Source organism: Novosphingobium sp. Fuku2-ISO-50, from assembly GCF_001519055.1.
Lineage (GTDB): Bacteria > Pseudomonadota > Alphaproteobacteria > Sphingomonadales > Sphingomonadaceae > Novosphingobium.
Genome location: NZ_KQ954291.1, coordinates 1 through 25,285 on the forward strand (window position 1 = coordinate 1; position 25,285 = coordinate 25,285).

Sequence of the window (25,285 nt, forward strand, 5' to 3'; positions counted from 1 at the left end):
AAATGAAACGCCCTCCATTGTCGATCTTGGCCATTCTGTTGGCGCTGGTCATTTCAACGCCTGCGCAAGCAGCACCAGTGGTCGCAGCAATAGCGAGTGCGCTATTTGTCAGTGAGGCTGCGATCGCCGTCGCCACCGTTGTGATGGACGTTGCACTGGCGGTCGGTATGAGCCTGCTGATCAACGCGCTATTCGGGCCGAAGACCAATCGCCAGGCGGCGGTTGCAACGCTGGCGATCGGTGAACAGCCGCGAACGGCTATTCTTGGCATTTGCGCTGTTCAGGGCACGCTAGAATGACCGCGCTCAATCTGATTGTCCGCCCGGCCGGGGCTTATTTGCTGGCCGATCGGGCCGGCTGTACAGCCGATGGCATTTTGCAGAGCATCGAGTCAAAGATCGTCGTTTCGTCCAGGCTCCGCCTCGCGATCGCGCACACCGGAGTTTCAACGCCCGATTTCATGGATTGCAAACGGGCCTGGTTGGTAAGGCAAGTCAACCAAACCGAGGCGCTTTCCGCGCTACCGTCCCTTTTGCGTGAACTGGTCGCGTTGAACGATGTGGCGCTTTGCGAACCCGGCGCGCGGCAAGCGATTGAGGGCATGCCCTATGTCGTCACGCTTGCTGTTGCCATGTGGTCAACCGTGTTCGATCGTGCCGGCGGGTGCGTGCTGACCAGTGGCCGCGGTCATCTGCCCGACCGTGTTCCGGAATTTCAACTGTGGCCGACGCGTCAATACATCCAACCAGAGGTACCGGCTGAATTGCATCCGGGCGCTGCCTGGCATCTGGAAAGGGATGGCGTGGCATTTGTCGAGGCGCAGCGGCGCTTGCCATCGCCATGGGGTGCCTCGCACATTGGCGGCGGTGTGGATCTCGCCGTGGTCGATGCGGCCGGCGCCTACATACAGGGCCTGCATACCTGGCCCGATCGGGTGGGCGAGACGATCGCGGTTTGAGGCGCTACTCGGCGTCGGCCGCGCCCAAAATCTCGTAAACGTCCTGGCGAACATGTATGCGGACTTTGTCGATGCCCAGAGCCCGCCATCGGCGCATTGAGCAAGCCTCTTCGACGCCGGTCACCAGCGAAGAAATGCGGCCGCGTAATGAGGCATCGAGTACGAGCCCGCGCAGCTCATTGGCCAAGCACTGCACTTCTGCGACAAAGCCTGCATCGGGCGCTCCGCCGAAATCCGGCTTGGTCATTTCGTCCAGGCGCTTTGCGATGGCGATCGTCCGGCCGTTGGTCATCGCTGCTCACCCCATTCGATAGGTTTGTGTCAGTTGTCGGATTTAGCGCAGGCGCCCAAGATGGAGTTCCGGCGCTTTGAGGCGCATTTCTGCCATCTTGAGGCGTGATTTCTTGGGTGCCTTGGGTGCCTTTGGTGGTCGCGGGGCGCGCAACGCGGCTTCACCAGCTTCGGTTATTGCAAAGTAGTAGTAACCCCCTTGGGCATGCATTTTCACTTCAATCCAACCGACGGCGAGGCAAGTGCAATAGGCTTTCGTCCAAGGTCGATTGGGTTCACGGGAGTTATTTGGATTGTCCTCGCTTGCCTTTTCGAGGATCTGGCGCTCATGATGCGAGGGGCTAAACATCCAGCACCTTGCACAAAACGAGCCTGATAGCATTAGGCTGCTTGGTCGATTGAATTTACCCAAATTACCAAACGCATTTCGCCATCACTATCAATGAAGGCTCTTTTCACAACAATAAATTCACTACTGGACCATTCAAGATGATCGCCAAGTATTGGTGGGGCATTGAATTTATGAGCAATAGTCTCGACGGAATTATCAAAAAATACATGGACTTTCATTGTTCTAATGCCTTTTGTAAAAGGTTGCGGATAGCTTCCGGGCGCGTCTGCGACTCGGCCTGACGCGCAATCCAAGCGTCCAGGCCGGCAAGCTGGTCGGGGTTGAGGCGCACCATAACAGGGGTGCCTACGCCAGTCTTAGGACGGCCTCCGGGGTTTTTGGTATCAGGGCTTGACCGGTTCATAGGATATTGATACCACAAAGGCGAGCGATGGCAAGGTTGCCGCCTAGCCATCGCTCTAACCGCAACCGTCTTTAGGAGAGACGATCATGGCTATCGCTGCCCTTACCGGCGCGCGTGATCACGCGCCAACCGGAATTTCCCCAACAATGTCCCGCCGTGAGCTGATTTTAGCCGCATCTGTCGCGACGGCAGCGGTCGCAATCGCTGTGCCGGTCATCGCCTCGGCCGAGATCGAGGATCCGGGCGAGGCGCAGCGGCAAGCATTTCTTGCGACGGTTGCCAGAGATCACCGCGCCGAGAATGATAAATTCTGGCGCCTGTATGATGGGGCCCAGCGCATCGAATCCGAGTTCAACGCGAGGCAACGACAAGAGGGTGAGGACGAAGACGCGGTTTCGGGCGCCTTTGCCGAGCGTTCGGTTGCTGCGATCAACGCCGCGCTTCTGTGCGGTGTTTTTTCGGCTGCGGCGGTGCATGCAAAGCTCAAACTCACCGATTTCGACCCTGGCGCATGGGAATTGCCGGGGATAGCTAAAAACGCGGCCCAGATGATCGCTTGGGACCTTGAGAGGATTGCCAAGCGGGAATGGGTTGAGAGAGGTTGATGGGATCGCGCCGAGCCTTTTCGCCGGCGCCTAATTGCGAGCGTCGCTCACTGCGCAGGTCGTCGCAACAACGCATCTTTCATATTTTGGGATACGATTTCTCTTGTCGAGCCGGTCGCCCGCCTATAAGCGTATTCGCAGATATGATTATAGGAAGTCGAATCATGCAGGTCAGTCAGGAAGAGTGGTCAGAGGATGTCCACTATATGCGGTTCAAGCCGTCGCAGGTGCAGAAAATTGTTGGTGTTTCCACTGACCAGCAACGCCTCTGGGCAAGCAAGGGCTATGATTTCCGAGGCGAGGTTCCTGACGATGGTGTTTTTCGGCTTTGGGCGTGGGACGGTTGCCAGCAGCTCGCGGTCTTTGCCGAGGCAATGACGATCACCAAGGATTTCAAGATCGCGTCCGCTTTGGCTGACGTGGTTCTTAAGGTTTCCGGCCTAGACTATCGTGAAGGCGTAAAACAGGGCGAGTTGGAAGGACCGCGCCCTGATGCACTGTTATATTGGGATGGTGCGGGTGCCTACTTCGGTATCTTTGCGTCAATCGAGCGCTGCCTTTCATGGGGCAATACTGACTTACGGCCGCAAAGTCTGGTTGTGCTGAATTTTTCGCACTTCCAGCGCGTACTGGCCGAACGCGCGAATTTCGGGAGTTGAAATGGCCCGCTGTCTGACCGCCGGTGAGATTGCATGCGGTCGAGATTGCGCCGGCCGTCCAATACAGCACAATCGCGCGTTTTGCCGCTGCGCAAAATGCGTCCACGAGCTTCGGCAATTTATCGAGGCTTTCAAGCCCGATTGGTACCGGTGCGTGATGCAGGGTTTGCGATGATGACGGTTCGGCGCGCCATGATCCCGGAGGCAGAGCTTAGGCGGTGGGCCCGGGTTTCGCGCAAAGAGGGCGTGGCGATCCGAGGGCGGCGCGATCCCGATGGCGGGCTTACCGTTGAAATCTCCCCGTCAGCCAGCGCGCCGAGCATCGGCGGCGATGACCTGGATGATCGCCTGGCGGCCTTTGGTGCCGGATGAAGCGCCAGCGCTATCCTTTTGCATCGGCGTTTGATGACCGGCACGGCAAGCGTCGCTGGCGCTTTCGGCGCAAGGGCTATCCGACGCACTATTTCAAGGCTCCCTACGGCACGAAGGAATTCGAGCGCGAATATGCCGCGTGCCTGGATGGCGAGCCAATCAAGCCTGGTGCAGCGCGCCTCAAGCATGGCAGCGTGTCGGACGTGATCGCGCGCTATTATGCGGACAATGCGTTCCTGGATCTGCGCGTATCAACGCAAACCGTTTATCGGGGCGTTTTGGAAAATTTCCGCAAGGTCTTTGGAGACGATCCGATCGCGCGCTTCGACGCCGAACGCATCGCGCGCCTGATGACCAGTATGCGGCACAAGCCGCACGCGGCCGCGCGCCTGCGCAAGCTGCTTGCACAGCTTTTCACCGTCGCCAGACGCGCTAAGCTGGTGCATTCGGGTTTCGATTCGGTCAAAGATACCAAGGCGCCAAAGACAGAGGGCGATGGTTATCACCGATGGACAGAGGATGAGCTGGCCGCTTTTGAAGCGAAGCATACTCTCGGAACGAAGCCGCGCCTTGCCTTCGCGCTGTTGCTCTATGGGGCGCAGCGTAGCGGCGACGTGCGTGTGATGACGCACGCGACCATTGCCGAGGGGCGCATACAACTGGCGCAAAGCAAGACCAGCTCGGCAGTTGACGTGCCTGTCGTGCCGCCGCTGCGCGACGCCCTGGACGCCGGCCCGTTGGGCAAGGTGACGTTGTTGGAAAACAAGTCGGGCGAGCCGTTTAGCGCGAAGGGCTTTGCCAACATGATCAAGAAGGCGGCGATCGCGGCCGGCTTGCCGCATTGCTCTGCACATGGCCTGCGTAAGTCGGCCGCGCGCCGATGCCGTGAGGCCGGGTGCAGTCACGAAGAGGGCATGGCGATCACCGGTCACAAGACCGAAAAAGAGTACCTGCGCTACGCTGGCGACTCTACCAAAAGTGCGCGTGCAGACGCAGCAATGGGCAAGGTTATGGCTAACCGATCCAAATCGTTAGCCAGCGCAGCGGCGCAAGCTGTTGAAAATGAGGAAGTTTTACCATGAAAATGGATGCCCCGCGAGGATTCGAACCTCGATAAACGGAATCAGAATCCGTTGTCTTACCTTTAGACGACGGGGCAATGGAGGCGCGCAATTAGGCGTGAGGCGAGCGGGTGTCAAGATGGGAGGAGCCGTGCGCCTTGCGGGCGAGGCGGACTGACGCTACATGTTGCTGCAAGTACCCGGTCGGTATCATCCGGCATCGGGAAAACATAAGCAGATTTGAACAGATATGGCCGACACAGACGCGTCGGCAGGCAACGCGGGAAAGCGGCCCGGCCGGAAAAGGCGGCGAAAGCATGCCTATGCCAGGGCAACCGCGAAACGGACCCCCGCTCGCCCTGCCGACCCCGGCGCGGAATTGCCGCGCGCCGACCAGATCCCGCCCATAAGCCCGGCCCCGGCATTGCCGGACGCTTCGCGCGCATCGCCTGAACAGGCGACGCCGCGCGCCGTGGCTTTGGCGGCGAACATGGCCCCGGCTCCGGCCACAACTGCGCCTGCGACGAACGGGCCTGCCGCAGCGATCGCGGCGATGGCGCGCGCGGCCTTGAGCAATCGGCCGGTGCCGTTTCATCGTCAGGCTTATGCCGCGATCGATCTTGGCACCAACAATTGCCGCCTGTTGATCGCGCGTCCGGCGGGCGATCATTTCGTGGTGGTCGATGCGTTCAGCCGCGTCGTCCGGCTGGGCGAAGGCCTTGCGCAATCGGGGCGGCTGTCCGATGCGGCGATGGATCGCGCGCTTGCCGCCTTGCATATCTGCGCCGACAAACTCAAGCGCCGCAATGTGCATCTGGCCCGCTCGGTCGCGACCGAGGCTTGCCGCCGCGCGACCAACGGCGCCGATTTCATCGAACGCGTGCGCCGCGAAACCGGCATCAGGCTCGACATCATCACCGCGCAGGAAGAAGCGCGCCTCGCCGTGCTGGGCTGTCACATCCTGCTCGAACATGGCGAAGGCCCGGCGATGATTTTCGACATCGGCGGCGGGTCGACCGAAATGGTGCTGGTCGACACGTCCGAGCCCGTGCCGCGCATTCTCGATTGGCAATCGGTGCCCTGGGGCGTCGTCTCGCTGACCGAAAGCATCGGCACGATCGCCGACAGCGCCGAGGCGCGCGCGGTGGCCTATGGCGAAATGCGCCGACTGGTGCGCGAGGGCTTTGCCGACTTTTCCGCGCGCGTGGCGGGCGAACATGCCGCGCAGACCGACCCCACCGCGATCCGGCTGCTCGGCACGAGCGGGACAGTCACGACATTGGCCAGCCTGCATCTCGGCCTGCCGCAATATGACCGCAGCGCGGTCGACGGGCTGATCGTGCCTGCCGCCTCGATGCGCGCGATCAGCCAGCGGCTGGCCGCCTGTTCGCCTGCCGAGCGCATGGCCGTGCCGTGCATCGGGCGCGAACGCGCCGATCTGGTGGTCGCCGGCTGCGCCATATTGGAAACCATTCTCGACATCTGGCCCGCCGAACGGCTGGGCATTGCCGACCGCGGCATCCGCGAAGGCATTCTGCGCAGCCTGATGGCGACCGCAAGCGATGCCGAAAAGGCGCGGCTGGCCGTGCGCCGCCGCGATGGCGGACGCCCCGCCGGAAAGGACACACCATGAGCCGATCCGGCAAAGACCCCGGGACTCGTCTGAAAACCGCCAAGGGGCGCACCGCGTCGTCGACCCGCTGGCTCACCCGTCAGATCAACGATCCCTATGTGCAAAAAGCCCGCGCCGACGGCTGGCGCAGCCGCGCCGCGTTCAAACTGATCGAACTCGACGAGAAATTCACGCTGCTCAAGGGCGCGCGGCGCGTGGTCGACCTCGGCATTGCGCCGGGCGGATGGAGCCAGGTCGTGCGGCAAAAGGCGCCTGCGGCCAAAGTGGTCGGCATCGACCTCTTGCCCACCGAACCGATCGAGGGCGTGACCATCTTCGAGATGGATTTCATGGCCGATGAAGCGCCCGCCGCGCTGACCCAGGCGCTCGACGGCGCACCCGATCTCGTCCTTTCGGACATGGCCGCCAACACTGTCGGGCACAAGCAGACCGACCATTTGCGCACCATGGGCCTGGTCGAAACGGCGGTCGATTTCGCCATTTCCCACCTCGCGCCGGGCGGCGCGCTGGTCGCCAAAGTCTTTGCCGGCGGCACCGACACCGTCCTGCTTGCGCTGCTCAAGCGCAATTTCACGACCGTGAAACACGCCAAGCCCCCCGCCAGCCGCAAGGATTCGTCCGAATGGTATGTCATTGCCCAAGGGTTCAAGGGGCGGGCCGAATGAGTGCAGCAAACCAACTCACGATTTCCACAGGCTGGATTTTGCACGAATCACTTCGACCGGCCTAAAGGCCGTGGCTTTCTTACCTGATCCAACGACCGGAGCTTACCCCGATGGCCGACGCCGCCGACGACCGCCTGCGCCTTTTGATTGAACGCATCGAACGCCTTGAAGAAGAAAAGAAGGGCATCGGAGACGACATCAAGGACGTCTACGCCGAAGCCAAAGCCACGGGCTATGACGCCAAGATCATTCGCCAGATCGTCCGCCTGCGCAAAATGAAGCCCGACGATCGCCGCGAAATGGAAGCGATTCTCGAAACGTACAAGAACGCGCTCGGCATCGACTGACCGCTGTTCGATGCAGTGTCGGCGGCACCTTTCCGAACAGGGAAGGCGCCGCCGTCGCGCATCACTCGTCGCTGCCATAGGAACTGGCGCGCATGTCGTCGGGCGCAAGATCGGAAAAGCGCGTGATACGCGGTTCGAAGCGCAGGCGGACTTTGCCGGTCGAACCGTGACGCTGTTTGGCCACGATCAGTTCGGCCAGACCAAAGACCCGCTCCATTTCCGCGGCCCACGCGGCATGGGCTTCGTGAATCTTGCTCTCATCGCCATCGACGCCCTGTTTCGGCTCGCGCGCGGCGACGTAATAATCTTCGCGATAGACGAACCAGACCATATCGGCGTCCTGTTCGATCGAGCCGGATTCGCGCAAATCCGACAGCATCGGACGCTTGTCTTCGCGTTGTTCGACCGCGCGCGACAGCTGTGACAGCGCGATCACCGGGACGGAAAGCTCTTTGGCCAAGGTCTTGAGCCCCCGGCTGATTTCCGAAATTTCGTTCACGCGGTTGTCGCTGCGGCCCGATCCCTGCAACAGCTGAAGATAGTCGACCACGATCAGCCCGATGTCGTGCCGCCGCTTCAACCGGCGCGCACGGGCGCGCAAGGCGCTGATCGACAAGGCCGGGGTGTCGTCGAGATAGAGCGGCAATTCGGCAAGCCGCTGGCTGGCAAACGACAGTTGCTGAAAATCCTCGCGGCTGATCCGCCCCATGCGCAGCGCTTCGGAACTGATCCCCGACTGTTCGGCAAGGATACGCGTGGCGAGCTGGTCCGCGCTCATTTCCAGGCTGAAAAAGGCGACCGCCGCACCGACCGAATCCTTGACCGTGATGCCGTCGGCCAGATCGCGGCGCAGACGATCGGCCGCGTTGAAGGCGATATTGGTGACAAGGCTGGTCTTGCCCATGCCCGGACGCCCGGCAAGGATGATCAAGTCCGATTCGTGCAGGCCGCCGATCTTTTCGTTGACCGAGGTCAGCCCGGTGGTCTTGCCCGAAATGTGGCCGCCCGACAGCAGCGCCTTTTCGATCATTTCAAGCGAGGTGCGCGTCGCCTGACCAAAGGTTTGCGCCTCGCTGCCGGTCTGCGCCCCTTCGGCGACGGCATAGAGCGCGGCTTCGGCGGCTTCGATCTGGCCGAGCGGCGAAACGCTTTCGCTCGTGTCCATCGCCTGTTCGACCAGCGTGCGACCGACCGTGATCAGTTCGCGCAACAGCGCCAGATCATAGATCTGTTGCGCCAGTTCGCGCGGGGCGAGCAGGCCCTGGCCATCGGCGGTCAGCCGCGCGAGGTACGCGGTGCCGCCCAGTTCCCTCAATCCCTCATCGGATTCGAAATAGGGTTTGAGCGTAACCGGGGTAACGATCGCCTTGCGGTCGATCAGCGCGCCGATCCGTTCGAACACACGGCCATGAACGGGGGCAAAGAAATGCTCCGCTTTCAACGGGCAGGTCATTTCCTCCAGGATACGGTTATCGATCAGCACCGCGCCGAGGAACGCGGCCTCGGCTTCGACGTTGGCGGGGAGCGAGCGGGTCTGGTCCGGCTCGCGCGACAGAATGGATGTGGTGACTGACATGCCGCCTCAATAGCGCCAGTCCCGGAACAGCGACAAGCGATGGCGGCAGATGTACCCTGTGGATAGCGGGGAGGGCTTGCCCCGGGCTTGGCGCCTATGCAAAGACTGTCCCGATCATGGCGGACCCGCGCATTGCCCATATCGAACTCGACGAAGCGACGATCATCTGGCGCAATGCCGATATCGAGCAGGAACGTCGGATTGCGATCTTCGACCTGATCGAGGAAAACAGCTTCAAGCCGTTGCGGGCGTTTGCCGCCGGGCATGAGGGGCCCTATCGCCTGCGCCTGGCGGTCGAAGACGGACGGCTGGTGCTGATGGTCTCGGACGAGGCGGCGCAGCATCTGGAAACGGTCATTCTCGGGCTGGGCCGGTTTCGCCGCCCGATTCGCGACTATTTCGCGATCTGCGAATCCTATTACCAGGCGATTCGCCGTGCCACGGCGCAGGAAATCGAGACGATCGACATGGCCCGGCGCGGTGTCCACAACGATGCCGCGACAATGTTGCTGGAAAAGCTGGAGGGCAAGATCGAGACCGACTTCATCACCGCCCGCCGCCTCTTTACGCTGATTTGCGTTCTCCATATCAAGGGCTAAGGACAAGTCTGGCGAGACTCGCGGGGACCGCGGGTCATCCCCCCACTACATTCAGGGAATTGGAATTTTGGCAAAGGCAGGGCTGAAGCGCTGGCTGCTGGTGCCCGGACTTGTCCTCGTGCTGGGCATTGCGGCGCTCGCAGCGTGGTGGTGGACGATCCACTGGGCGCCCGATCGCGCGCGCTATCCGGTACAGGGATTGTGGCTCGATGCCGGCAACGGCGCGGTCGAATGGCGCACGATCAAGGCCACCGGTCCCGGCGGGCATGGCGCCGATTTCGTCTATCTGACCGCCAGCACCGGGGCCGACAAGCGCGATGACGCCTTTGCGGCAGGGTTTGACGCCGCGCGCGCCGCCGGGCTGCAAGTCGGCGCGGTCCACGTCTATGACTTGTGTGCCCCCGCCGATGTCCAGGCGAGCAATTTCGTCACCACCGTGGCGCGCGACAAACGCATGTTGCCCGCCGCGATCGCGATCGGTCTCGATCCCAAACGCTGCCCCGAACCGCCCGGCGAGGCCTCGATCGACAGCGAACTGACCACTTTCCTCAACGAAGTCGAACGTCATCTCGGCCGCCCGGTCGTCCTGATGCCTTCGCCGGCGGCAGAGCGGCGCTATCACCTGGCGGCGCGAATCGACCGCAATGTCTGGGTGACCGGCGATTTCCGTGCGCCCGATACGGTCAACCGGCCCTGGGTGCTGTGGACGGCGACGCATCGCCTGCACATCCCCGGTGTGGCCGGGCCGGTGCGCTGGGTGGTGGTCCAGCCATGAACGACACATTCGACCGGCCCGCACTGATCGCCGCTGCGCGGGCGGCGATGGCCGGGGCCCATGCGCCCTATTCGGGATTTCATGTCGGCGCCGCGCTGGCGTTTGCCGACGGTACGGTGATCACCGGCAGCAATTTCGAAAACGCCAGCTACGGCCTGTCGCTCTGCGCCGAAACCGTGGCGGCGGCGCGCGCCAGCCACGAAGGCCATCGCGCCGGGCTGATCGCAGTGGCGATCGCGGGCGGGACCAGGGGTGTGCCCGGCGCGCCGGTTGCGCCTTGTGGCCGATGTCGGCAGGTGCTTTATGAACTCGCCGCCCTGGGGGGGACCGATCCGCTGGTGATTGCCACCGGCGCCGACGAAACCTTCGCCATGCGGCTGAGCGCGCTCTTGCCTCTTGCCTTTGGTCCGGCCAATCTGGCCGGGTAATTTTGCAAACCTGAAAGACACCTCTTGGCCATTCTCTCCGACCGCTGGATCCGCCGCAGGGCGCTCGAAGACGGCATGATCGAACCCTTTGTCGAAAGTCAGCGCCGCGACGGCTGCATCAGCTATGGCCTGTCGTCGTATGGCTATGACGCGCGCGTCGCCGACGATTTCAAGATCTTCACCAATGTCGATTCGGCGGTGGTGGACCCCAAGAATTTCGACGCCAATTCGTTTGTCGACCGCAAGACCGAGGTCTGCGTGATCCCGCCCAACAGCTTTGCCCTGGCGCGCACGGTCGAATATTTCCGCGTGCCGCGCGATGTGCTGGTGATCTGTCTGGGCAAATCGACATATGCCCGCTGCGGAATCATCGTCAATGTCACCCCGCTCGAACCGGGCTGGGAAGGCCATGTCACGCTGGAATTTTCCAACACTACGCCGCTGCCTGCCAAGATCTATGCCAACGAAGGCGCGTGCCAGTTCCTGTTTCTCCAGGGCAACGAGCCGTGCGAGACGAGCTATGCCGACCGTGCCGGGAAATACATGGGCCAAAGAGGCGTCACGCTGCCCCGAATTTGAAGCGCGTCCTGTTTGCCTGCCCTATTTGATTGCCGAACTCGTCCGATCGCTTTAATCACGCGCTTAAATCGCATGAGCGGAGTGAGCGGATGGCACGGACTTACGACATCGTCGTCTATGGCGCGACCGGGTATACCGGGCGGCTGGTGGCGCAATATCTGGCAACCACGTATGCCGGATCGGGGCTGAAATGGGCGATGGCCGGGCGCAGTGCGGCCAAGTTGGCCGAAGTGCGCGATCTGATCGGCGCGCCGGCGGATACCCCGCTGGTCGTCGCGGACAGCGAAGATCGCGCATCGCTCTCTGCGCTGGCCCAATCGACCAGCGCCCTTGTCACCACCGTCGGGCCCTATCAGCTTTACGGCACCGAGGTGCTCGGCGCCTGTGTCGCGGCGGGGACGCACTATGCCGATCTGTGCGGCGAGCCGGTGTGGATGCGCCAGATGATCGACCGCTACGACGCCGAGGCCAAAGCGAGCGGCGCGCGCATCGCGTTTTCGTCGGGCTATGATTCGATCCCCTTCGACCTTGGCGTGCTGATGCTCCAGACCGAGGCGAAGGCGCGGTTCGGCAGCGCCGCGCCGCGCGTCAAATGCCGGGTTCGCGGCATGCAGGGCGGGGTTTCGGGCGGCACGGCGGCCAGCCTCAAGGCCTCGCTCGCCGCGATCGCCAAAGAGCCCGCGCTGGGCCGGATCATGGCCAGCCCGTTTGGCCTGACGCCGGGCTTTACCGGCCCCGATCAGCCTGCCGCCGACCGGCCCATGTTCGACGAGGCGACAGGCCAGTGGGCCGCGCCATTCGTGATGGCAATCATCAACACCAAGAACGTGCATCGCACCAACCAGTTGCTCGGCCATCCTTACGGCGCCGACTTCGTCTATGACGAAATGGTGCTGACCGGCCCCGGCGATCAGGGCAAGGCGGTGGCCAACTATCTGGCCAAGACCCCGATGATCGGCACGCCCAACGATCCTTTGCCCGGCGAAGGGCCGACGCCGGAACAGCGGGCCAACGGTTTCTACGACTTGCTGTTCATCGGCGAATGGCCCGACGGGCGCGTGCTGCGCTATGGGGTCAAGGGCCGCTATGATCCGGGCTATGGCTCGACCAGCCGCATGATCGCCGAAACCGGCATCGGCCTGACCGAAAGCGACGCACCGGGCGGGATCGGCACGCCGGGGTCGATTCTCGGCGCCGCGCTGGTCAAGCGCCTGCAGGACCACGCCGAAATCACGTTTGCGGTGGAAGATTAATCTTTGCAACGCGCTGTGATCGCCGGGAATATAATGCATCGTGGCAAACAAGTGTTTGTCAGAATGCCCGATTCAAGGCAGAACTTATAGTTATACGCAGGAATGGGCGTCGCGTTCTGACTAAAGGAATCTGCATGATGAATATTCGCAAGTTGGTGGAGTTGGGACCTCTCGCCCTGTTTAGTCTCGCTTTGGCGGGCTGTGGTGACGGCAGCGGCGGCGGAATTGCCAGTACGCCGACGCCGCCGAGCTATCAGACGTTGCAGCAAATCGTCAGCCAGGGCGGAAATCGCAGCTTCTCAACCTCCGGCGTCCAGCTCGGTGCGACAACTGCAACCTCCAATCCCTATGGCTCCGGCGTTACCGTTGCCTATACCGCATCGTCGGACAGTTACACGCTGACCGCGCCCGATGGCACCGCCGCCACATTCTCACCGAACAATCTGTATCAAGCCGCAACCACACCGAACACGGTGCAATATATCAAGTCTTCGGGTTCCGGCTCCGGCGAGGTCGACGACAATTTGGTAATAGGAACGGCGACAGTCAAAGGTGTCGCGCTGAGCTACACGATGGTCGGCGAGTGGGTTCACGCCACCCCCAACGGCATCGCAATCTGGCTGGCAACGGGCGGCGTACCGACGCTTGCCAGTGATGTGCCCAAGACCGGCACCGCAAATTATACCGTGGAGGTCAATGGTTCTGCCCAGGCAGGCGGCACTTCCTATTCCATCCAGCCAACCAACAGTTCAGGGACATTCTCCGCCAATTTCGGTGCAGGCACCGTTGCGACGTCGCTCACTCTGGTGGGAACGCCATCGGTCGCCGGCTTTGGCACGGTGACCCAATTTGGCACCTTCAACGGCACCGGCACGATCACGGCTGGCGGCCCCGGCTTCACCGGTACATTTTCCACCGGCAGCGGCTCAAGCCTTTTCACGGGTAATTTCAACGGTCCACAGGCCGCTGAAGTTGGCTACTCGTGGGCGATCAATACCGGTAGTTTGGCGGCGGCGGGCATTACTGTCGGCAAGAAGAACTAATTCTTCCTGAGCGCCGCGATGCAGGCCTCACGGTCGACATCGCGGCCATCGCCGCGCCGCGCGTCGACAAACGTCGCGGTGGCATGTTCGCCGTGCTCGCCGGGATAGAGATAGGCGTCGAGAATGCACGCGGCTCCCGACCATTGCAGCTTGCGCGCATCGCCGTCGCGGATGTCGAGCCGGGGCGGGCCGAATTGACGGACCAGCGCATCGACATCGGCACCGATCACCCCGCCATACGCGCCGCTCCGCGCATGGTGCGGCAGGCGCGGTTCGGGCTGGCTGATCGCGGCGGCCGGCTGCGCGCTTTCGCCGCCGCACGCGGCGAGCATCAGGATCAAGGGTATCGGCAAGAGCGCGCGCATGGTGGATTCGCCATCGCGCGCGCCCCTCGCTGTGTCAATCAGGGCCGCGAAGCATCCGTCGCGGTCGCGCTGCGGCTTGCCGCAGGGGCGGCAAACGACTAGGCGCCCAAAAACCATCGAAATCGACCAATTCTGCCGGAGTTCTGCCGCGTGACCCAGCCTTCTGCCATCAGCCGCCCCCGTTTCGATGTTGTCGCGATCGGCAATGCGATTGTCGATGTCATGGCCGCGGCGAGCGATGACGACATTGTCGCGCTCGGTCTGGCCAAAGGCGGGATGACGCTGGTCGACGAACCGCGCGCGCACGAATTGTATCAGGCGATGGGCCCCGCACGCGAAATTTCGGGCGGGTCGGCGGCCAACACGCTGGCGGGCCTTGCCGCGCTGGGGGCGTCATGCGGCTTTATCGGTCAGGTTGCCGGGGATCAGCTGGGCGAAGTCTTTGCCCATGATATCCGCGCCGGAGGCATTGCCTTTGACACCCCGGTCCGCGCCGGAGAGCCTTCGACCGCGCGCTGCCTGATCTTTGTCACCCCCGACGGGCAGCGGACGATGAACACCTTTCTCGGCGCGTCGCAGTTCCTGCCCGCCGATGCGCTCGACGATGCCGTGATCGCCGATGCGGCGGTGCTCTATCTCGAAGGCTATCTGTGGGATCCCGAAGAGCCGCGCCGCGCCATGCGCCGGGCGATCGCCACCGCACGCGCGGCGGGGCGCAAAGTCGCTTTCACGCTGTCCGATGCCTTTGTCATTGCGCGCCACGGCGATGATTTCCGCGCCTTGATCGAAGCGGGCGCAATCGACATCCTGTTTGCCAACGAACACGAACTGGCCGCGCTGACCGGGAAAGACGATTTTCACGAAGGGATCGCCGCACTCGGTCCGAAAATCGCCACGCTGGTCGTCACGCGCAGCGAAAAGGGCGCCCATGCGGTCAGCGGCGGCGAACACGCCATGGTTGCCGCTGCGCCGGTCGGGCATGTGGTCGACACGACCGGCGCGGGCGATCTGTTCGCAGCCGGGTTTCTGTTCGGGCATGTGCGCGGGCTGGCGCTCGAAACGTGCCTCGGGCTGGGCGCGATCTGTGCCGCAGAAGTGATTTCGCACTATGGCGCGCGGCCCGAAGCCGATCTGACCGCGCTGGTGGCACCGCTGTTGAGCTGATCGCCGCATGAATAGGCCCCATGAATAGGATTGCGCGGGGCGATTGAGGTCTGCGCCGTCATGCCGCGTGATGCTATCGCGCGGCATGACCGTTTTTGATCCGCTCGATCATCCGCACCGCCGACGCAATCTGCTGACCGGGCGCTGGGTGCTGGTTTCTCCGCACCGCGCCAAGCGGCCGTGGCAGGGCGAAACCGGCGATCCGGCCCCGCGCGGCGGGCCCTCGTATGACCCCGGCTGCTATTTGTGTCCGGGCAATCGGCGCACGGGCGGCGAAACCAATCCCGCCTATCCGGCGACATTCGTCTTTCCCAACGATTTTCCCGCGCTGATGCCCGATACACCCGCGCCTGCGACAGGCGATGACCTGTTTGCGATTGCGCCTGCGCGCGGGACGTCGCGCGTGATCTGCTATTCGCCCGACCATGCAAAGACGCTGCCCGATCTCGACGAAGCGGCGGTGCGCGCTCTGGTCGACACCTGGGCGGCGCAATCGGCGGAGCTGGGCGCGCTTTATCCCAGTGTTCAGGTGTTCGAAAACAAGGGCGCGATGATGGGCTGTTCGAGCCCGCATCCCCATGGCCAGATCTGGGCGAGCGATTTCGTGCCGAGCGAACTGGCCGACGAGGAGCGCGAACAGGCGGCATGGCATGCCCTGCATGGCAGCGCGTTGCTCGATGCGGTGGCAACGCGCGAACGGGCCGAAGGGACGCGCGTGGTCGCGGCCAATGATGACTGGCTCGCCGTGGTGCCGTTCTGGGCGGCCTGGCCGTTCGAAGTGCTGCTGATCGCGCGCGATCGGGTCGGGCGGCTGCAAGAGCTGAACGACGATGCACGCGATGCGCTGGCGCGGATGCTGCGCGTGGTGACCGGGCGCTATGATGCCTTGTTCGATTGTTCGATGCCTTATTCGATGGGCTGGCATCAGGCGCCCGGCACCGGCGACGCGCCGCACTGGCGGCTGCATGCGCATTTCTATCCGCCGCTGCTCCGTTCGGCCTCGGTGCGCAAATTCATGGTCGGCTTTGAAATGCTGGCCGAGCCGCAGCGCGACCTGACTCCGGAAACCGCAGCCTTGCGCCTGCGCGAGGCAATGCCGGTCAATGGAGCCGAGGCATGAGCTTGTCCGCTCGTCTGCGCACGGGGTTTGCCGAAGCCTATGGCGCCGCGCCGCTGATCGAGGCGCGCGCGCCGGGGCGAGTCAATCTGATCGGCGAGCACACCGATTACAACGACGGTTTTGCCATGCCGGTGGCAATCGGGCCGGAAACCCGCGTGGCGTTCCTGCCGGAAGCGGGCGCCGACTTGCGCGTTGCGGCGCTCGATTTCGGGGAAAGCGACTGTTTCGATCCCGCCACGGTCTCCCCGCATACCGAAGGCGGCTGGCGCAATTATGTGCGCGGCGTTGTCGATGAACTGCGCCGCGCCGGGGTCGCCGTGCCCGGCGGCGCGCTGGCGATTGCCGGCTCGATTGCGCGCGGCACCGGGCTGTCTTCGTCCGCCAGCCTCGAAGTCGCGCTGACTCACGCCTTGCTTGCCGCAGCCGGGCAGAGCTGGCGCGCGCTTGACATCGCCTTGCTGGCCCAGCGCGCCGAATGCGGCTTTCCCGGCGTGCGCTGCGGCAATCTCGATCAGATTGCCAGCGCGGCGACCACCGCCGGCCATGCCTTGCTGATCGATTGCCGCTCGCTCGCCTTGCGCCAGATTCCGCTGCCCGACGACATCGCGATCATGATCGTGCAATCGGGCGTGCGGCGCGGGCTGGTCGATGGCGAATACAACACACGGCGCGCCGAATGCGAACGCGCCGCCGCGTTCATGGGGGTTGCCGCCCTGCGCGATGCCGACGAGGCCATGCTGGCGGCGGCGCAAGGCGGTCTCGATGAGCGTGCCTGGCGCCGCGCGCGCCATGTCATCGGCGACAACCGCCGCACGCGCGAAGCCGCCGAGGCGCTCGCGGCGGACGATCTGATCGCAACCGGTCGGCTGATGCGCGAATCGCATCTGTCGCAGGCCGCCGATTTTGCCATCACCGTACCGCATACCGACTCGCTGGCAGGCTTGCTCAACACCGCGATCGGCGACGAAGGCGGCGCGCGGCAGACCGGCGGCGGGTTTGGCGGCGCGGTGGTCGCAATCATGCGCCGCGCGCGTGTCGAAACCGCGCGCAACGCCGTGCTTGCGAACTATCGCACTCCCGATGGCGCCTTGCCCGACGTCCGCGTCGAGACACCCGCAGCCGGCGCCGCAGTCATCGCACGATAAAGCGCACCCGGTCGAGCGCGTGGCCGCCCGTTTCGACCAGAGTCAGGACATGGGCGCCGGGGACCAGCGGCATTTGCAGACCCACACCGGCAGGGCCGAGGTCGCGCCCGTCGAGGCTGAGCCGAAGTCCGGCGGATTCGCCGCTCAGCCCGATGCCGATCGCCTGATACGCAGGCGGAATGTCGGGATCCCAGGCGTAGACCGCGCCCGAGACCGGGTTGGTGATGCGCGGGCGGTGCGCAAATGCCGGTTCGGCGCGGATGACCCCTTGCGCAGTTCCGGCCAGAAACCATTCGGACCGCGCGCCTTCGCTGCCCGTCTGAAAATGCACCGTCGACGCGGTGATCCCGGCAGGGCGCGGCGGTTGACGGCCGGGGCGGTCCTGATGCAGCGCCAGCATGACATCGCGCCAGACCGGCGCCGCGCCGCTGGTGCCCGAAACCGCGCGCATCGGATCGCCCTCCAGATTGCCGACCCACACCGCGACGGTAAACCGGTCGGAATAGCCGATGCACCAGTTGTCGCGCATGGCTTTCGATGTGCCGGTCTTGGCCGCTGCCCAAAACGGCAGGCGCAGCGCCGAATCGACTCCGAACGTACCCGCCCGCGCCCCCGCATCGGACAGGATGTCGCCCACGATCCACGCCGCACGCGGATCGATCACGCGTCGGCTCTCGCCTGCCGGATCATCCGCGCGCAGCCTGAGCGGCGACCAGCGGCCAAGGTTCGCCAAAGTGCGATAGGCATTGGCCTGATCGAGCAGAGTCACTTCCGCCGAGCCCAGCGCCAGCGAATAGCCGTAATAGCCGCCATCGCTGTCGAGCCCGCCAAAGCCAAGGTCGAAAAGCCGATCGCGGAAATCCTGCACCCCGTCGAGCAACAGCGCGCGCACCGCCGGGACATTGAGCGAATTGGCCAGCGCGCGCCGCACCGAGACCGGCCCCATGAACGCCTTGTCGTAGTTTTGCGGGACATAGAGCCCCGAAGCGGTATCCAATTGCACCGGCGAATCGTCGAGGATCGAGGCAGCGGTCAGCCATTTACGCTCGATCAGCTGCGCATAGAGATGCGGCTTGAGCGTCGATCCCGCCTGGCGGGGGGCTGCTGCGCCGTCGACTTGGGCCGCGGTCGAGCCCAGTCCGACGCCCCCGACATAAGCCAGCACCCGCCCGTCGGCATTGTCGACCACCACCACCGCGCCATCGCGCGCGCGGCGGGGGCCAAGGCCCTGCAATTGATGGCGCAGCGCGGTCGCGGCCATGTCCTGTACCCGCGCATCGAGCGTGGTGATCACCCGCATTCCCGGCCTGATCAGCAGATGCGCGGCCAGATGCGGCGCCATCCCCGGATCCATCCCGCGCAACCCGGAATCAACGCCGGCATTTTGCGCCAGAGGCAACAGCCCCGGACATTCGCCTGACGGAACCAGACGGCAAGCGCGGCGGGCCAGATCGACCGGCGGCGCGGCAGGATCGCGCAACAGCGCAACCATGATCGCCGCCTCGCGCCGGTCGAGCGCTGCGGGCGGCTTGGCAAACAGCGCGGCCGCGCCTGCCGCCACGCCCTGGGTCTCGCCGCGAAACGGCGCGAGATTGAGATAGGCCTCAAGGATCTGCGGCTTGGTCCAGCGGCTTTCGATGGCCCAGGCCGCGCGCATCTGGCGCAGTTTGTCCCACCCCGAGCGATGTCCGGGCCGACCGATCTCCGGCCAGAGAAATCCGGCCAACTGCATGGTCAAAGTCGAAGCGCCGCGCGGGCGACGGCCTGCAATCCGGTCGCGCGCAACCCCCGCCATGGCCAGCCAGTCGACCCCGCCGTGAAAGGCAAAGCGCCGGTCTTCGGTCGCGACCAATGCCCGCGTCAGCGCCGGGGCAACATCTTCGCGCCGCGTCCAGCCCAGCCGCCGCACGCTGAAATCAACCCGCGCTTCGTCGAGCAGGCGACCGTTGCGATCGTAAAGCCAGGCCTCGCTCGGCGGCCATGCCCCGCGAAATGCCACGAAGTCGGGCACCGACGGCGGCATCGTGCGCCATTCAAGCCAGCCAAGCGCCAGCAGGCCCAGCGCCAACAGGCCGAATGCGGCGCGCCGCCGTGTTACCGGCTCCATACCGTGACCGGGGCAATCGGCAGCGCCGCGTGGATCGCCGGGGCATACATCGCCTCGACGCGCGCGGGCGGCAGCGTGAATTGCCCGGCGCTGTTCAGCCGCACGGTATATTCGACCACGCTATGCCCTTGCGGCAGCCAGTCGAAATAGGCCCGCCAGGCATCGCGCCCGCCTTCGACCCACGCCGGCCAGACGCCTTCGCCGTGATTGCCCTGCTGCAGGATCTGCGACTGTCCGCCGAGGCTGGACATGACCACCGCGCCCGGCGGCAAGGGATCGCTCAGCGCGACCCAGGTACGCCCGGCATCGGCATCGATTTCCAGATGGACGCGCACAACGTCGCCCTGGGTCAGCCGCCCCGGCTGACGCGCCGAGATCACGCTGACGCTGCGGGTCAGGCGATAACCGGCAAACAACGGGCTTTTCAGCGGCACGGCGGCGCGAATGCTGACCGTGGCCCAGGGCCCCTGCCCACCGCTTTGCGACAGAGTCAGCGGCCCCGTGGCCAGCGGCAGGCGCAAGGGCGCGGCATCGCCACGGCGCGGCCATGCGACGTCGAAGGCATGCCCGGCCAGCGCGACATGCGTCGTCCCCCCGATCGCGGCGGCGGGATAGGCGGCGGCAAAGCGGCGCGTGACCAGCGTGCCCCAGGCATTGGCCGGAGTCGTGTCCCAGGCGCCATGCATCTGCCGCGCGGCGATGCCCGCCATCATCCGGGGCACCTCCGCCGCCCAGTCTGGCCGACCGATGACCGCATCGAGCGCATGGATCGCCATGTCATCGGCGCTGACCATCATCCACCATGGCGCGCGCGCGCGATCGACCAGATCGAGCCGCGTGCCGCCATAGACCAGCCGCCTGCGCAATTCGCCCGCCGCCGCCGCGCGCAAGGGGCCGACATTGGCAACGCCACGAACCCGGTCGAGCGTCACCATCCAGTCGGCCAGCGCGCCGGTGGGCATGTCGGCAGGCACCATGTCGATCCGCGCGACAAGCTCGGGATCGGCCGCATCGGCCCGCGCCAGCGCGGCAAGCGCGGCAATGCGCAAGGGCCGCTCGTCGATTGGGTAAGGCCGGTCGCGATGGATCTGCCCGGCCACCACGCGGCGCAGCGCCGCGATCATTTTCGCGCGCGCATCATTGGGCAGCGCCAGCCCCGCCGTGCTCGTCGTGGCCACGATATAGGCGGTCAGTTCGGGCGAACCGGCTTGCCCCGCGTCGGGCCAATAGCGCGCCAGCCCGTCGCCATCGAGATAGGTCGGCAGCGCGGCGGCCAGCGCCGTCCAGCCCGCCGCATCGGAATTGGCGACGATCCGCGACAGCCGTTGTTCGAGGCAATTGTAGGGATAGACGGTCATATACCGGCGCACGCCATCGAGCGGCGCGGCCAGCGTATCGGCAAGATCGACCATGACCGCCCCGCCGGGCATGGCGCCCTGGGGAACGGCGATGGTCGGCGGCGGATCGCCGACGCGCATCAGGCTGGCCATGACGACTTCTTCGGGCACGGCGGGGATAACGTCCTGCCGCGCGATCACGCTGTCGCGCGCCTTGCCGTCGCCGCTTTGCGCCTTGAGCGTCCAGATCAGTGTACCGGTCGCGGCGGGCGCATTGAGGCCCCAGCGCATCCGCCCTGCCGCGCCCGCCGGAATGGTCAGAGTCAGCGGCCCGGCATGCGCCACCGCCGGGCTGATCGTCGGCTGCGCGGTCACCGTCATCGCGTGATCCGATCCGTTGCGCAGGGTAAACACCGCGTCATAGCGATCGCCGGTGCGTACGATATCGGGCAGTCCGGGATAGATCGAAAGATCTTGCGCCGTGCGCACGCTGGTCTGCCCGGTGCCGAACATCTGCGCGCCGTCGGTCGCCACCACGACAAGGCGAAACCGCGACAGCGCGTCGGACAGCGGCACATCGACATGCGCTTCACCGCGCGCATCGAGCGCGACATGCCCGCGCCACAGCAGGACCGGCTGAAAATTTTCGCGATTGACGCCCGAGGCATCGCCGCCCCCGCCGCCCGCCGCAACCGCCTTGCGCCCGTAATGCCGCTTGCCCACGACCTGCATCTGCGCGGTCGAGGTCACCACTTCGAGATTGCGCTCGCCCATCATCGCCGAGAGCACATCCCAACTGGGATTGGGCATCAATTGCAACAGCGCCTCGTCCACCGCCACCAGCGTGACATCGGCCCCCGGCGCGGGGCTGCCGTCGGGGCGTTTGACCCCGATCGCAACATGCATCGTGTCGCGCACGCGATAGCGCGCCCGATCGGCGCCGACCGTGACCGCCAGCCGATGCGCATCCCAGCCGACACGGACTTGCGCCATGCCGAGGCGATAGCTCGGCCTGGCAAGATCGACCGTGGCCGTGGGCGCCGCAGCGTCCTGCCCGAAAAACGGCAAATGCCAGCGCCGCGCAAAGTCGGCCAGCCACAAGCTCCATCCGCCGACACGCCCGCGCACCGCCAAGACCGAGACAAAGACATTGGGCGCATAATCGCCCGGCATCGCCACGGTCACCACCGGGTCGGTGCCCGACAATGTGGTGACAAAGCTCGACAACACGCCTTCGCGCTCGACCGTGACCAGCGCGGTCGCCTCTCGAAACGGCATGCGCACCTGAAACCGGGCCATGTCACCCGCCTTGTATTCGGTCTGTTCGGGGATCACGTCCATGCGGTCGCCGTTGTCGCCGCCAAACCACCAGGCGTCTTTTCCGGCCAGCCAGACGGTGCGCACCGCGCGCGTTTCGTGGCCTTGCGCGTCGGTCACCCGCGCCACCGCGATCACTTCGCCCGAAATGCCCGGCGCAAGGCGGCAATCGGCGCGCCCGGTGCCATCGCTGCTCGCGCTGCAGCCGCCGGACAGACGCGTGATCTTTTCCTGATTGTCATAGGCATAGAACCCGCCGATCAGCCGCCGCCGCGCGGTGATCGTTTCGCGCGTATAGAGATCGATGTGGACTTGGGCCCCCGCGACCGGCTTGTCGGCAAGATCGAGCACGACCGTCTGCAGCCGCAAGTCATCGTCGCGCATCATCCAGCCGTCGGTCCTGATCCCGACCTGCAAAGCCGCCGGATAGAGCCGCAGATAGCGCGACGCGGTCATCGTCTGGCCATTGGCGTCGGGGTAATCCATCTCGACCGTCAGGCTGAGCGGACGGGTCACCGCGCGATTGACCGCAATATCGGCGCGCGCGGTGCCGTCCGCGCCCAATGTCGCGGGCAGAGTCTGGGCATAGGGCAGCGTTGCATTGTCCCCGCCTTCATCCGCGCCGCCTTCGCCCCCGCCCAGCGGGCGCGTCCCTTCAGCCACGGCGTCGCCGCCGAAAGTATAGGCGTCCCAGCCTTTGGGCGTGGGGAACCAGGTGCTGAACTGGCTGCGCACGGTTACCGGCAATTGCCCGGCGCCCCCGCCCGACAAATATCCGACAAACAGCGACAGCGGCACTGTCGAAGGCTGCACCATGGCTTCGCTCGGGCCGGAAATGGTCGCGCGCATCGTCGGCAGGCGATATTCATCGACGCGGATCGTCTGCCCGGTGTCGATCGTCCTGCCCCCGGTTTCAAAGCTTAGCGCATAATCGCCCAGCGGCGCGCCTTGCGGCACGGTCCATTCGCCATCGCCGCCCGAGCTGCCGTTGATCGTCACGGCTTGGGTAAAGCGCGTGTCCGATCCCTCGTGCGAAAAGACCAGCGTGCCCGTAAAGCCTTGTCCAAAGGCAAACCCGGCACCGATCGGGTGGCGCACGATATGGCGGAAATGGACCGTCTCGCCCACGCGCACCAGCGCGCGATCAAACACGGTATGAATGATGTCGCGCTCGTCCGCCCGGCCATAGGGCATCTCGAAATCATAAGGCGAAATGCCCTTGTCCCAGCTCGACAGGACAAAGCTCATATCGCCATCGGCCCGCGCCGACACGATCAGCGGATGATTGCTGTCCCCGTCCCCTCTGTCCCCGTCCCCGCCGTCCCCGCCGCTTTTGCACCCATCGTTCATCGTCGGCGCGGGCAGGCCGCCGTGAACCGCCATGCGCCCGCTGGCATCGGTCAATCCGGACGCAAGCTGGCGCCCGTCGCACGAATCGCCGATGCGGATCGCGGCATGGCCGACCGGCAGCCCGGTGGACAGGCGCGTGACCCAGACCAGCGAGCTTTCGCGGCCCCATTTGAAATGAACCGCCATGTCGGTGACCAGCGCGGCGCTCGCGACGTAGCGCGGCACACGCCGACCGAGCAAAGACGCACCCAGCGCGGGGCTCGCCATTTCGACGACGTGGAATCCCTTGCCCCCCAAAGGAATGCCGATCACTTCGAAATCGCGGCCTTTGCCCGGCAGCCCGATCCTGACCGGGGTGCCGGCGGGCAGGATCGGCTTTTCCCCGGTGTGGTTGATCGTCACCGATTTGCCGCCCGGTTTGTCAATCGTCTCATAGTCGTCTTCATTGGCCGCGGCGACTTTGCGCAGCCATTCGGCGATCGTGCGGTCATCGTCGGCAATGCGGCTGCTCGTGCCCGCAATCGCGGTGACATGCGCGCCGAGCGTGGGCTCGACCGCACGCACCGTGACCGGCAAGGCATCGCCCTCGTTGGCCTCGATAATGCCGAACGGCGCGGCGAATTTGATCAGCGGCGGGGCGGGATCGAAATGGACGGCCAGCGGAAAGCGCGCGGCATTGGCCAGCATGCGCCCCGACAAGTCGTGAATCCCGCCCGGCAGCACGACATGCGCGTCGCTGTCGGCGGGGAATGGCCCTGCAAAATCGAGCGTGGTCACTTCGGCGGCATTGCGCTGATCATCATCCAGCGTCGGGCTGCGCTCGCTGCCGTCGGCCAGTTTAAGCCGCACAGCCAGCGCCGTGGCGCGGTCGACGCCCGAGGCAAAGACCAGGTGCGCCGCCGTGATCGGGCTGCACCCCGCCTTGCCGTTGATCCGGCTGCATTCGAATCGCGCATCGAAAGCGGCGCGCACCGTGAAATCGAACCGCTGATCACGCCCCGCCGGAACGCCGTGGGGATCGCTGATCTGATGCGGCCAGACGAGCGCCATGTCATGGTTGGGCGGCAGCGGGCGGCGGCATTTGAGCGCAAGCACGCTGTCGAGCGCCTGCCCCCCGGCTGACGGCGGAATCCCCGCGCTGTCGAGGAAATTGCGGCGGTGCCAGTCGTGGTGGCCAAGACCGTCGAGCACTCTGGCCGCCGTGCCCTGCGGCAGGACATCGACCGCCGCCGCCTCGCCCACCCCGTCGATCGCGCACGAGGCATGGGCCGCGACCGAGGCCACGTCCGCCCGGCCATTCGTCGCGACGAGAAACACCTGATCCTCGTCGATCGCGCTGCCGTCTTCGCCCGGCGCAAGGACTGCGCGAACCGAAGGCCCGGCGGTATCGAGCGAAAACTGTCTGAGGCCCAGGATGCGTGCGCCTGCCAAAGTCGCCAGCGTCTCGCGCAAAGTGACCGTGCAGCGGGTCGCAGGCGGCAGCGCGGGCGCAAATTCCAGCACCCAGGTCTGCGCATCGACCCAGTGGCCACCGCCCCCGGATGCGATAGCGGGGCACGTGCTGGTGGCGGGCGCGATGGCGCGCAGATCGCCCAGCGCGACCATCGCTTCGGAAAAGCGCAGGGTAAAGCGGTCGATCGTCCCGCTCATCGCCCCGTTGCTGCCGGGCGTTGCCATGACCACTTGCGGCGGCAAATCGCCCCGCGCCGCCAGCGGCAGCACGATCAGCAGCGCCAGGCACAGCCTCCAGACCCAGCGCACCCGATTTGCCATACCCCGCC

General features: G+C 64.9%; 24 protein-coding genes and 1 tRNA gene. 17 read left to right on the plus strand and 8 right to left on the minus strand.

Annotation, left to right across the window (positions count from 1 at the left end; genetic code table 11):
• A partial coding sequence (locus AQZ50_RS10480) for a hypothetical protein (RefSeq protein ID WP_231730222.1) occupies positions 1-299 on the plus strand: 299 nt, incomplete at its 5' end.
• Entirely contained in the window at positions 296-958 is a 663-nt protein-coding gene (locus tag AQZ50_RS10485) for a hypothetical protein (protein WP_067746297.1), read from the plus strand. The genes AQZ50_RS10480 and AQZ50_RS10485, both read left to right, overlap by 4 nt.
• Before the next feature lie 4 nt (positions 959-962).
• Here AQZ50_RS10485 and AQZ50_RS10490 read toward each other — a convergent pair whose 3' ends face one another.
• Genes AQZ50_RS10490 through AQZ50_RS20740 form a run of 3 tightly spaced genes read right to left on the minus strand, consistent with a single transcriptional unit; the run spans position 963 to position 1,819 of the window.
• Entirely contained in the window at positions 963-1,250 is a 288-nt protein-coding gene (locus AQZ50_RS10490; protein WP_067746298.1) for a hypothetical protein, read from the minus strand.
• A 42-nt stretch (positions 1,251-1,292) separates the two neighbouring features.
• The gene (locus AQZ50_RS20445) at positions 1,293-1,598 is read right to left on the minus strand and encodes a hypothetical protein (RefSeq protein ID WP_156427316.1); all 306 of its coding nucleotides are present in this window, start codon (positions 1,596-1,598) and stop codon (positions 1,293-1,295) included.
• Positions 1,599-1,630: 32 nt separating this feature from the next.
• Positions 1,631-1,819 (minus strand): hypothetical protein, encoded by a 189-nt coding sequence (locus AQZ50_RS20740; protein WP_197412463.1) that lies wholly within the window; start codon positions 1,817-1,819, stop codon positions 1,631-1,633.
• Between the two features lie 271 nt (positions 1,820-2,090).
• On the opposite strand from AQZ50_RS20740, the gene AQZ50_RS10495 reads away from it, so the two are divergent.
• The 3 genes from AQZ50_RS10495 (at position 2,091) to AQZ50_RS10510 (ending at position 4,722) form a co-directional block, all read left to right on the plus strand.
• The gene (locus AQZ50_RS10495; RefSeq protein ID WP_156427317.1) at positions 2,091-2,609 is read left to right on the plus strand and encodes a hypothetical protein; all 519 of its coding nucleotides are present in this window, start codon (positions 2,091-2,093) and stop codon (positions 2,607-2,609) included.
• 164 nt (positions 2,610-2,773) lie between these two features.
• On the plus strand, positions 2,774-3,268 hold the full coding sequence (locus tag AQZ50_RS10500; protein ID WP_067746300.1) for a hypothetical protein: 495 nt from the start codon (positions 2,774-2,776) through the stop codon (positions 3,266-3,268).
• Positions 3,269-3,636: 368 nt separating this feature from the next.
• Positions 3,637-4,722, plus strand: a complete 1,086-nt coding sequence (locus AQZ50_RS10510; protein ID WP_067746302.1) for a tyrosine-type recombinase/integrase — start codon at positions 3,637-3,639, stop codon at positions 4,720-4,722.
• Positions 4,723-4,725: 3 nt separating this feature from the next.
• On the opposite strand, the gene AQZ50_RS10515 is transcribed toward AQZ50_RS10510, so the two are convergent.
• Positions 4,726-4,799, minus strand: a tRNA-Gln gene (locus AQZ50_RS10515).
• 152 nt (positions 4,800-4,951) lie between these two features.
• Here AQZ50_RS10515 and AQZ50_RS10520 point away from each other — a divergent pair.
• From AQZ50_RS10520 to AQZ50_RS10530, 3 genes are all read left to right on the plus strand, one after another.
• Positions 4,952-6,334, plus strand: a complete 1,383-nt coding sequence (locus tag AQZ50_RS10520) for a Ppx/GppA phosphatase family protein (protein ID WP_067746303.1) — start codon at positions 4,952-4,954, stop codon at positions 6,332-6,334.
• Positions 6,331-6,999 (plus strand): RlmE family RNA methyltransferase, encoded by a 669-nt coding sequence (locus tag AQZ50_RS10525; RefSeq protein WP_067746305.1) that lies wholly within the window; start codon positions 6,331-6,333, stop codon positions 6,997-6,999. The genes AQZ50_RS10520 and AQZ50_RS10525 overlap by 4 nt, the downstream gene beginning before the upstream one ends.
• Positions 7,000-7,109: 110 nt before the next feature.
• Complete coding sequence (locus AQZ50_RS10530; protein ID WP_067746306.1) at positions 7,110-7,346, plus strand: DUF2312 domain-containing protein; 237 nt, start codon at positions 7,110-7,112, stop codon at positions 7,344-7,346.
• 61 nt (positions 7,347-7,407) lie between these two features.
• On the opposite strand, the gene AQZ50_RS10535 is transcribed toward AQZ50_RS10530, so the two are convergent.
• Positions 7,408-8,922, minus strand: coding sequence for a replicative DNA helicase (locus tag AQZ50_RS10535; protein WP_067746307.1), 1,515 nt, complete (start codon positions 8,920-8,922; stop codon positions 7,408-7,410).
• Between the two features lie 116 nt (positions 8,923-9,038).
• On the opposite strand from AQZ50_RS10535, the gene AQZ50_RS10540 reads away from it, so the two are divergent.
• The 6 genes from AQZ50_RS10540 (at position 9,039) to AQZ50_RS10565 (ending at position 13,599) form a co-directional block, all read left to right on the plus strand.
• Entirely contained in the window at positions 9,039-9,521 is a 483-nt protein-coding gene (locus AQZ50_RS10540) for a UPF0262 family protein (protein ID WP_067746308.1), read from the plus strand.
• Between the two features lie 67 nt (positions 9,522-9,588).
• Positions 9,589-10,296 carry a glycoside hydrolase family 25 protein gene (locus AQZ50_RS10545; RefSeq protein ID WP_231730223.1) on the plus strand — a complete coding sequence of 236 codons (708 nt, stop codon included), beginning with the start codon at positions 9,589-9,591 and terminating at the stop codon, positions 10,294-10,296.
• Positions 10,293-10,724, plus strand: coding sequence for a cytidine deaminase (locus AQZ50_RS10550; protein WP_067746314.1), 432 nt, complete (start codon positions 10,293-10,295; stop codon positions 10,722-10,724). The genes AQZ50_RS10545 and AQZ50_RS10550 overlap by 4 nt, the downstream gene beginning before the upstream one ends.
• Positions 10,725-10,748: 24 nt before the next feature.
• Positions 10,749-11,303 (plus strand): dCTP deaminase, encoded by a 555-nt coding sequence (dcd, locus tag AQZ50_RS10555; RefSeq protein WP_067746316.1) that lies wholly within the window; start codon positions 10,749-10,751, stop codon positions 11,301-11,303.
• Positions 11,304-11,392: 89 nt separating this feature from the next.
• Positions 11,393-12,556 carry a saccharopine dehydrogenase family protein gene (locus tag AQZ50_RS10560; RefSeq protein ID WP_067746318.1) on the plus strand — a complete coding sequence of 388 codons (1,164 nt, stop codon included), beginning with the start codon at positions 11,393-11,395 and terminating at the stop codon, positions 12,554-12,556.
• Positions 12,557-12,693: 137 nt separating this feature from the next.
• Positions 12,694-13,599, plus strand: coding sequence for a HupA family protein (locus AQZ50_RS10565; protein ID WP_156427319.1), 906 nt, complete (start codon positions 12,694-12,696; stop codon positions 13,597-13,599).
• On the opposite strand, the gene AQZ50_RS10570 is transcribed toward AQZ50_RS10565, so the two are convergent.
• Positions 13,596-13,964, minus strand: a complete 369-nt coding sequence (locus tag AQZ50_RS10570; protein ID WP_067746564.1) for a hypothetical protein — start codon at positions 13,962-13,964, stop codon at positions 13,596-13,598. The two genes, AQZ50_RS10565 and AQZ50_RS10570, sit on opposite strands and share 4 nt — an antisense overlap.
• A 168-nt stretch (positions 13,965-14,132) precedes the next feature.
• Between AQZ50_RS10570 and AQZ50_RS10575 the strand changes: the two genes are divergently transcribed.
• The 3 genes from AQZ50_RS10575 to galK all read left to right on the plus strand — a co-directional run bounded on the left by AQZ50_RS10575 (position 14,133) and on the right by galK (position 17,393).
• Positions 14,133-15,128, plus strand: a complete 996-nt coding sequence (locus AQZ50_RS10575; protein WP_067746565.1) for an adenosine kinase — start codon at positions 14,133-14,135, stop codon at positions 15,126-15,128.
• 85 nt (positions 15,129-15,213) lie between these two features.
• The gene (locus AQZ50_RS10580) at positions 15,214-16,248 is read left to right on the plus strand and encodes a UDP-glucose--hexose-1-phosphate uridylyltransferase (RefSeq protein ID WP_067746566.1); all 1,035 of its coding nucleotides are present in this window, start codon (positions 15,214-15,216) and stop codon (positions 16,246-16,248) included.
• Positions 16,245-17,393, plus strand: a complete 1,149-nt coding sequence (galK, locus tag AQZ50_RS10585; protein ID WP_067746321.1) for a galactokinase — start codon at positions 16,245-16,247, stop codon at positions 17,391-17,393. The genes AQZ50_RS10580 and galK overlap by 4 nt, the downstream gene beginning before the upstream one ends.
• On the opposite strand, the gene pbpC is transcribed toward galK, so the two are convergent.
• Both pbpC and AQZ50_RS10595 read right to left on the minus strand, forming a co-directional pair.
• Positions 17,380-19,500, minus strand: coding sequence for a penicillin-binding protein 1C (pbpC, locus tag AQZ50_RS10590; RefSeq protein WP_067746322.1), 2,121 nt, complete (start codon positions 19,498-19,500; stop codon positions 17,380-17,382). The genes galK and pbpC overlap by 14 nt on opposite strands.
• Positions 19,488-25,277, minus strand: coding sequence for an Ig-like domain-containing alpha-2-macroglobulin family protein (locus AQZ50_RS10595; RefSeq protein ID WP_197412464.1), 5,790 nt, complete (start codon positions 25,275-25,277; stop codon positions 19,488-19,490). Before AQZ50_RS10595 ends, pbpC begins: the two co-directional genes overlap by 13 nt.
• Positions 25,278-25,285 lie beyond the last annotated feature (8 nt).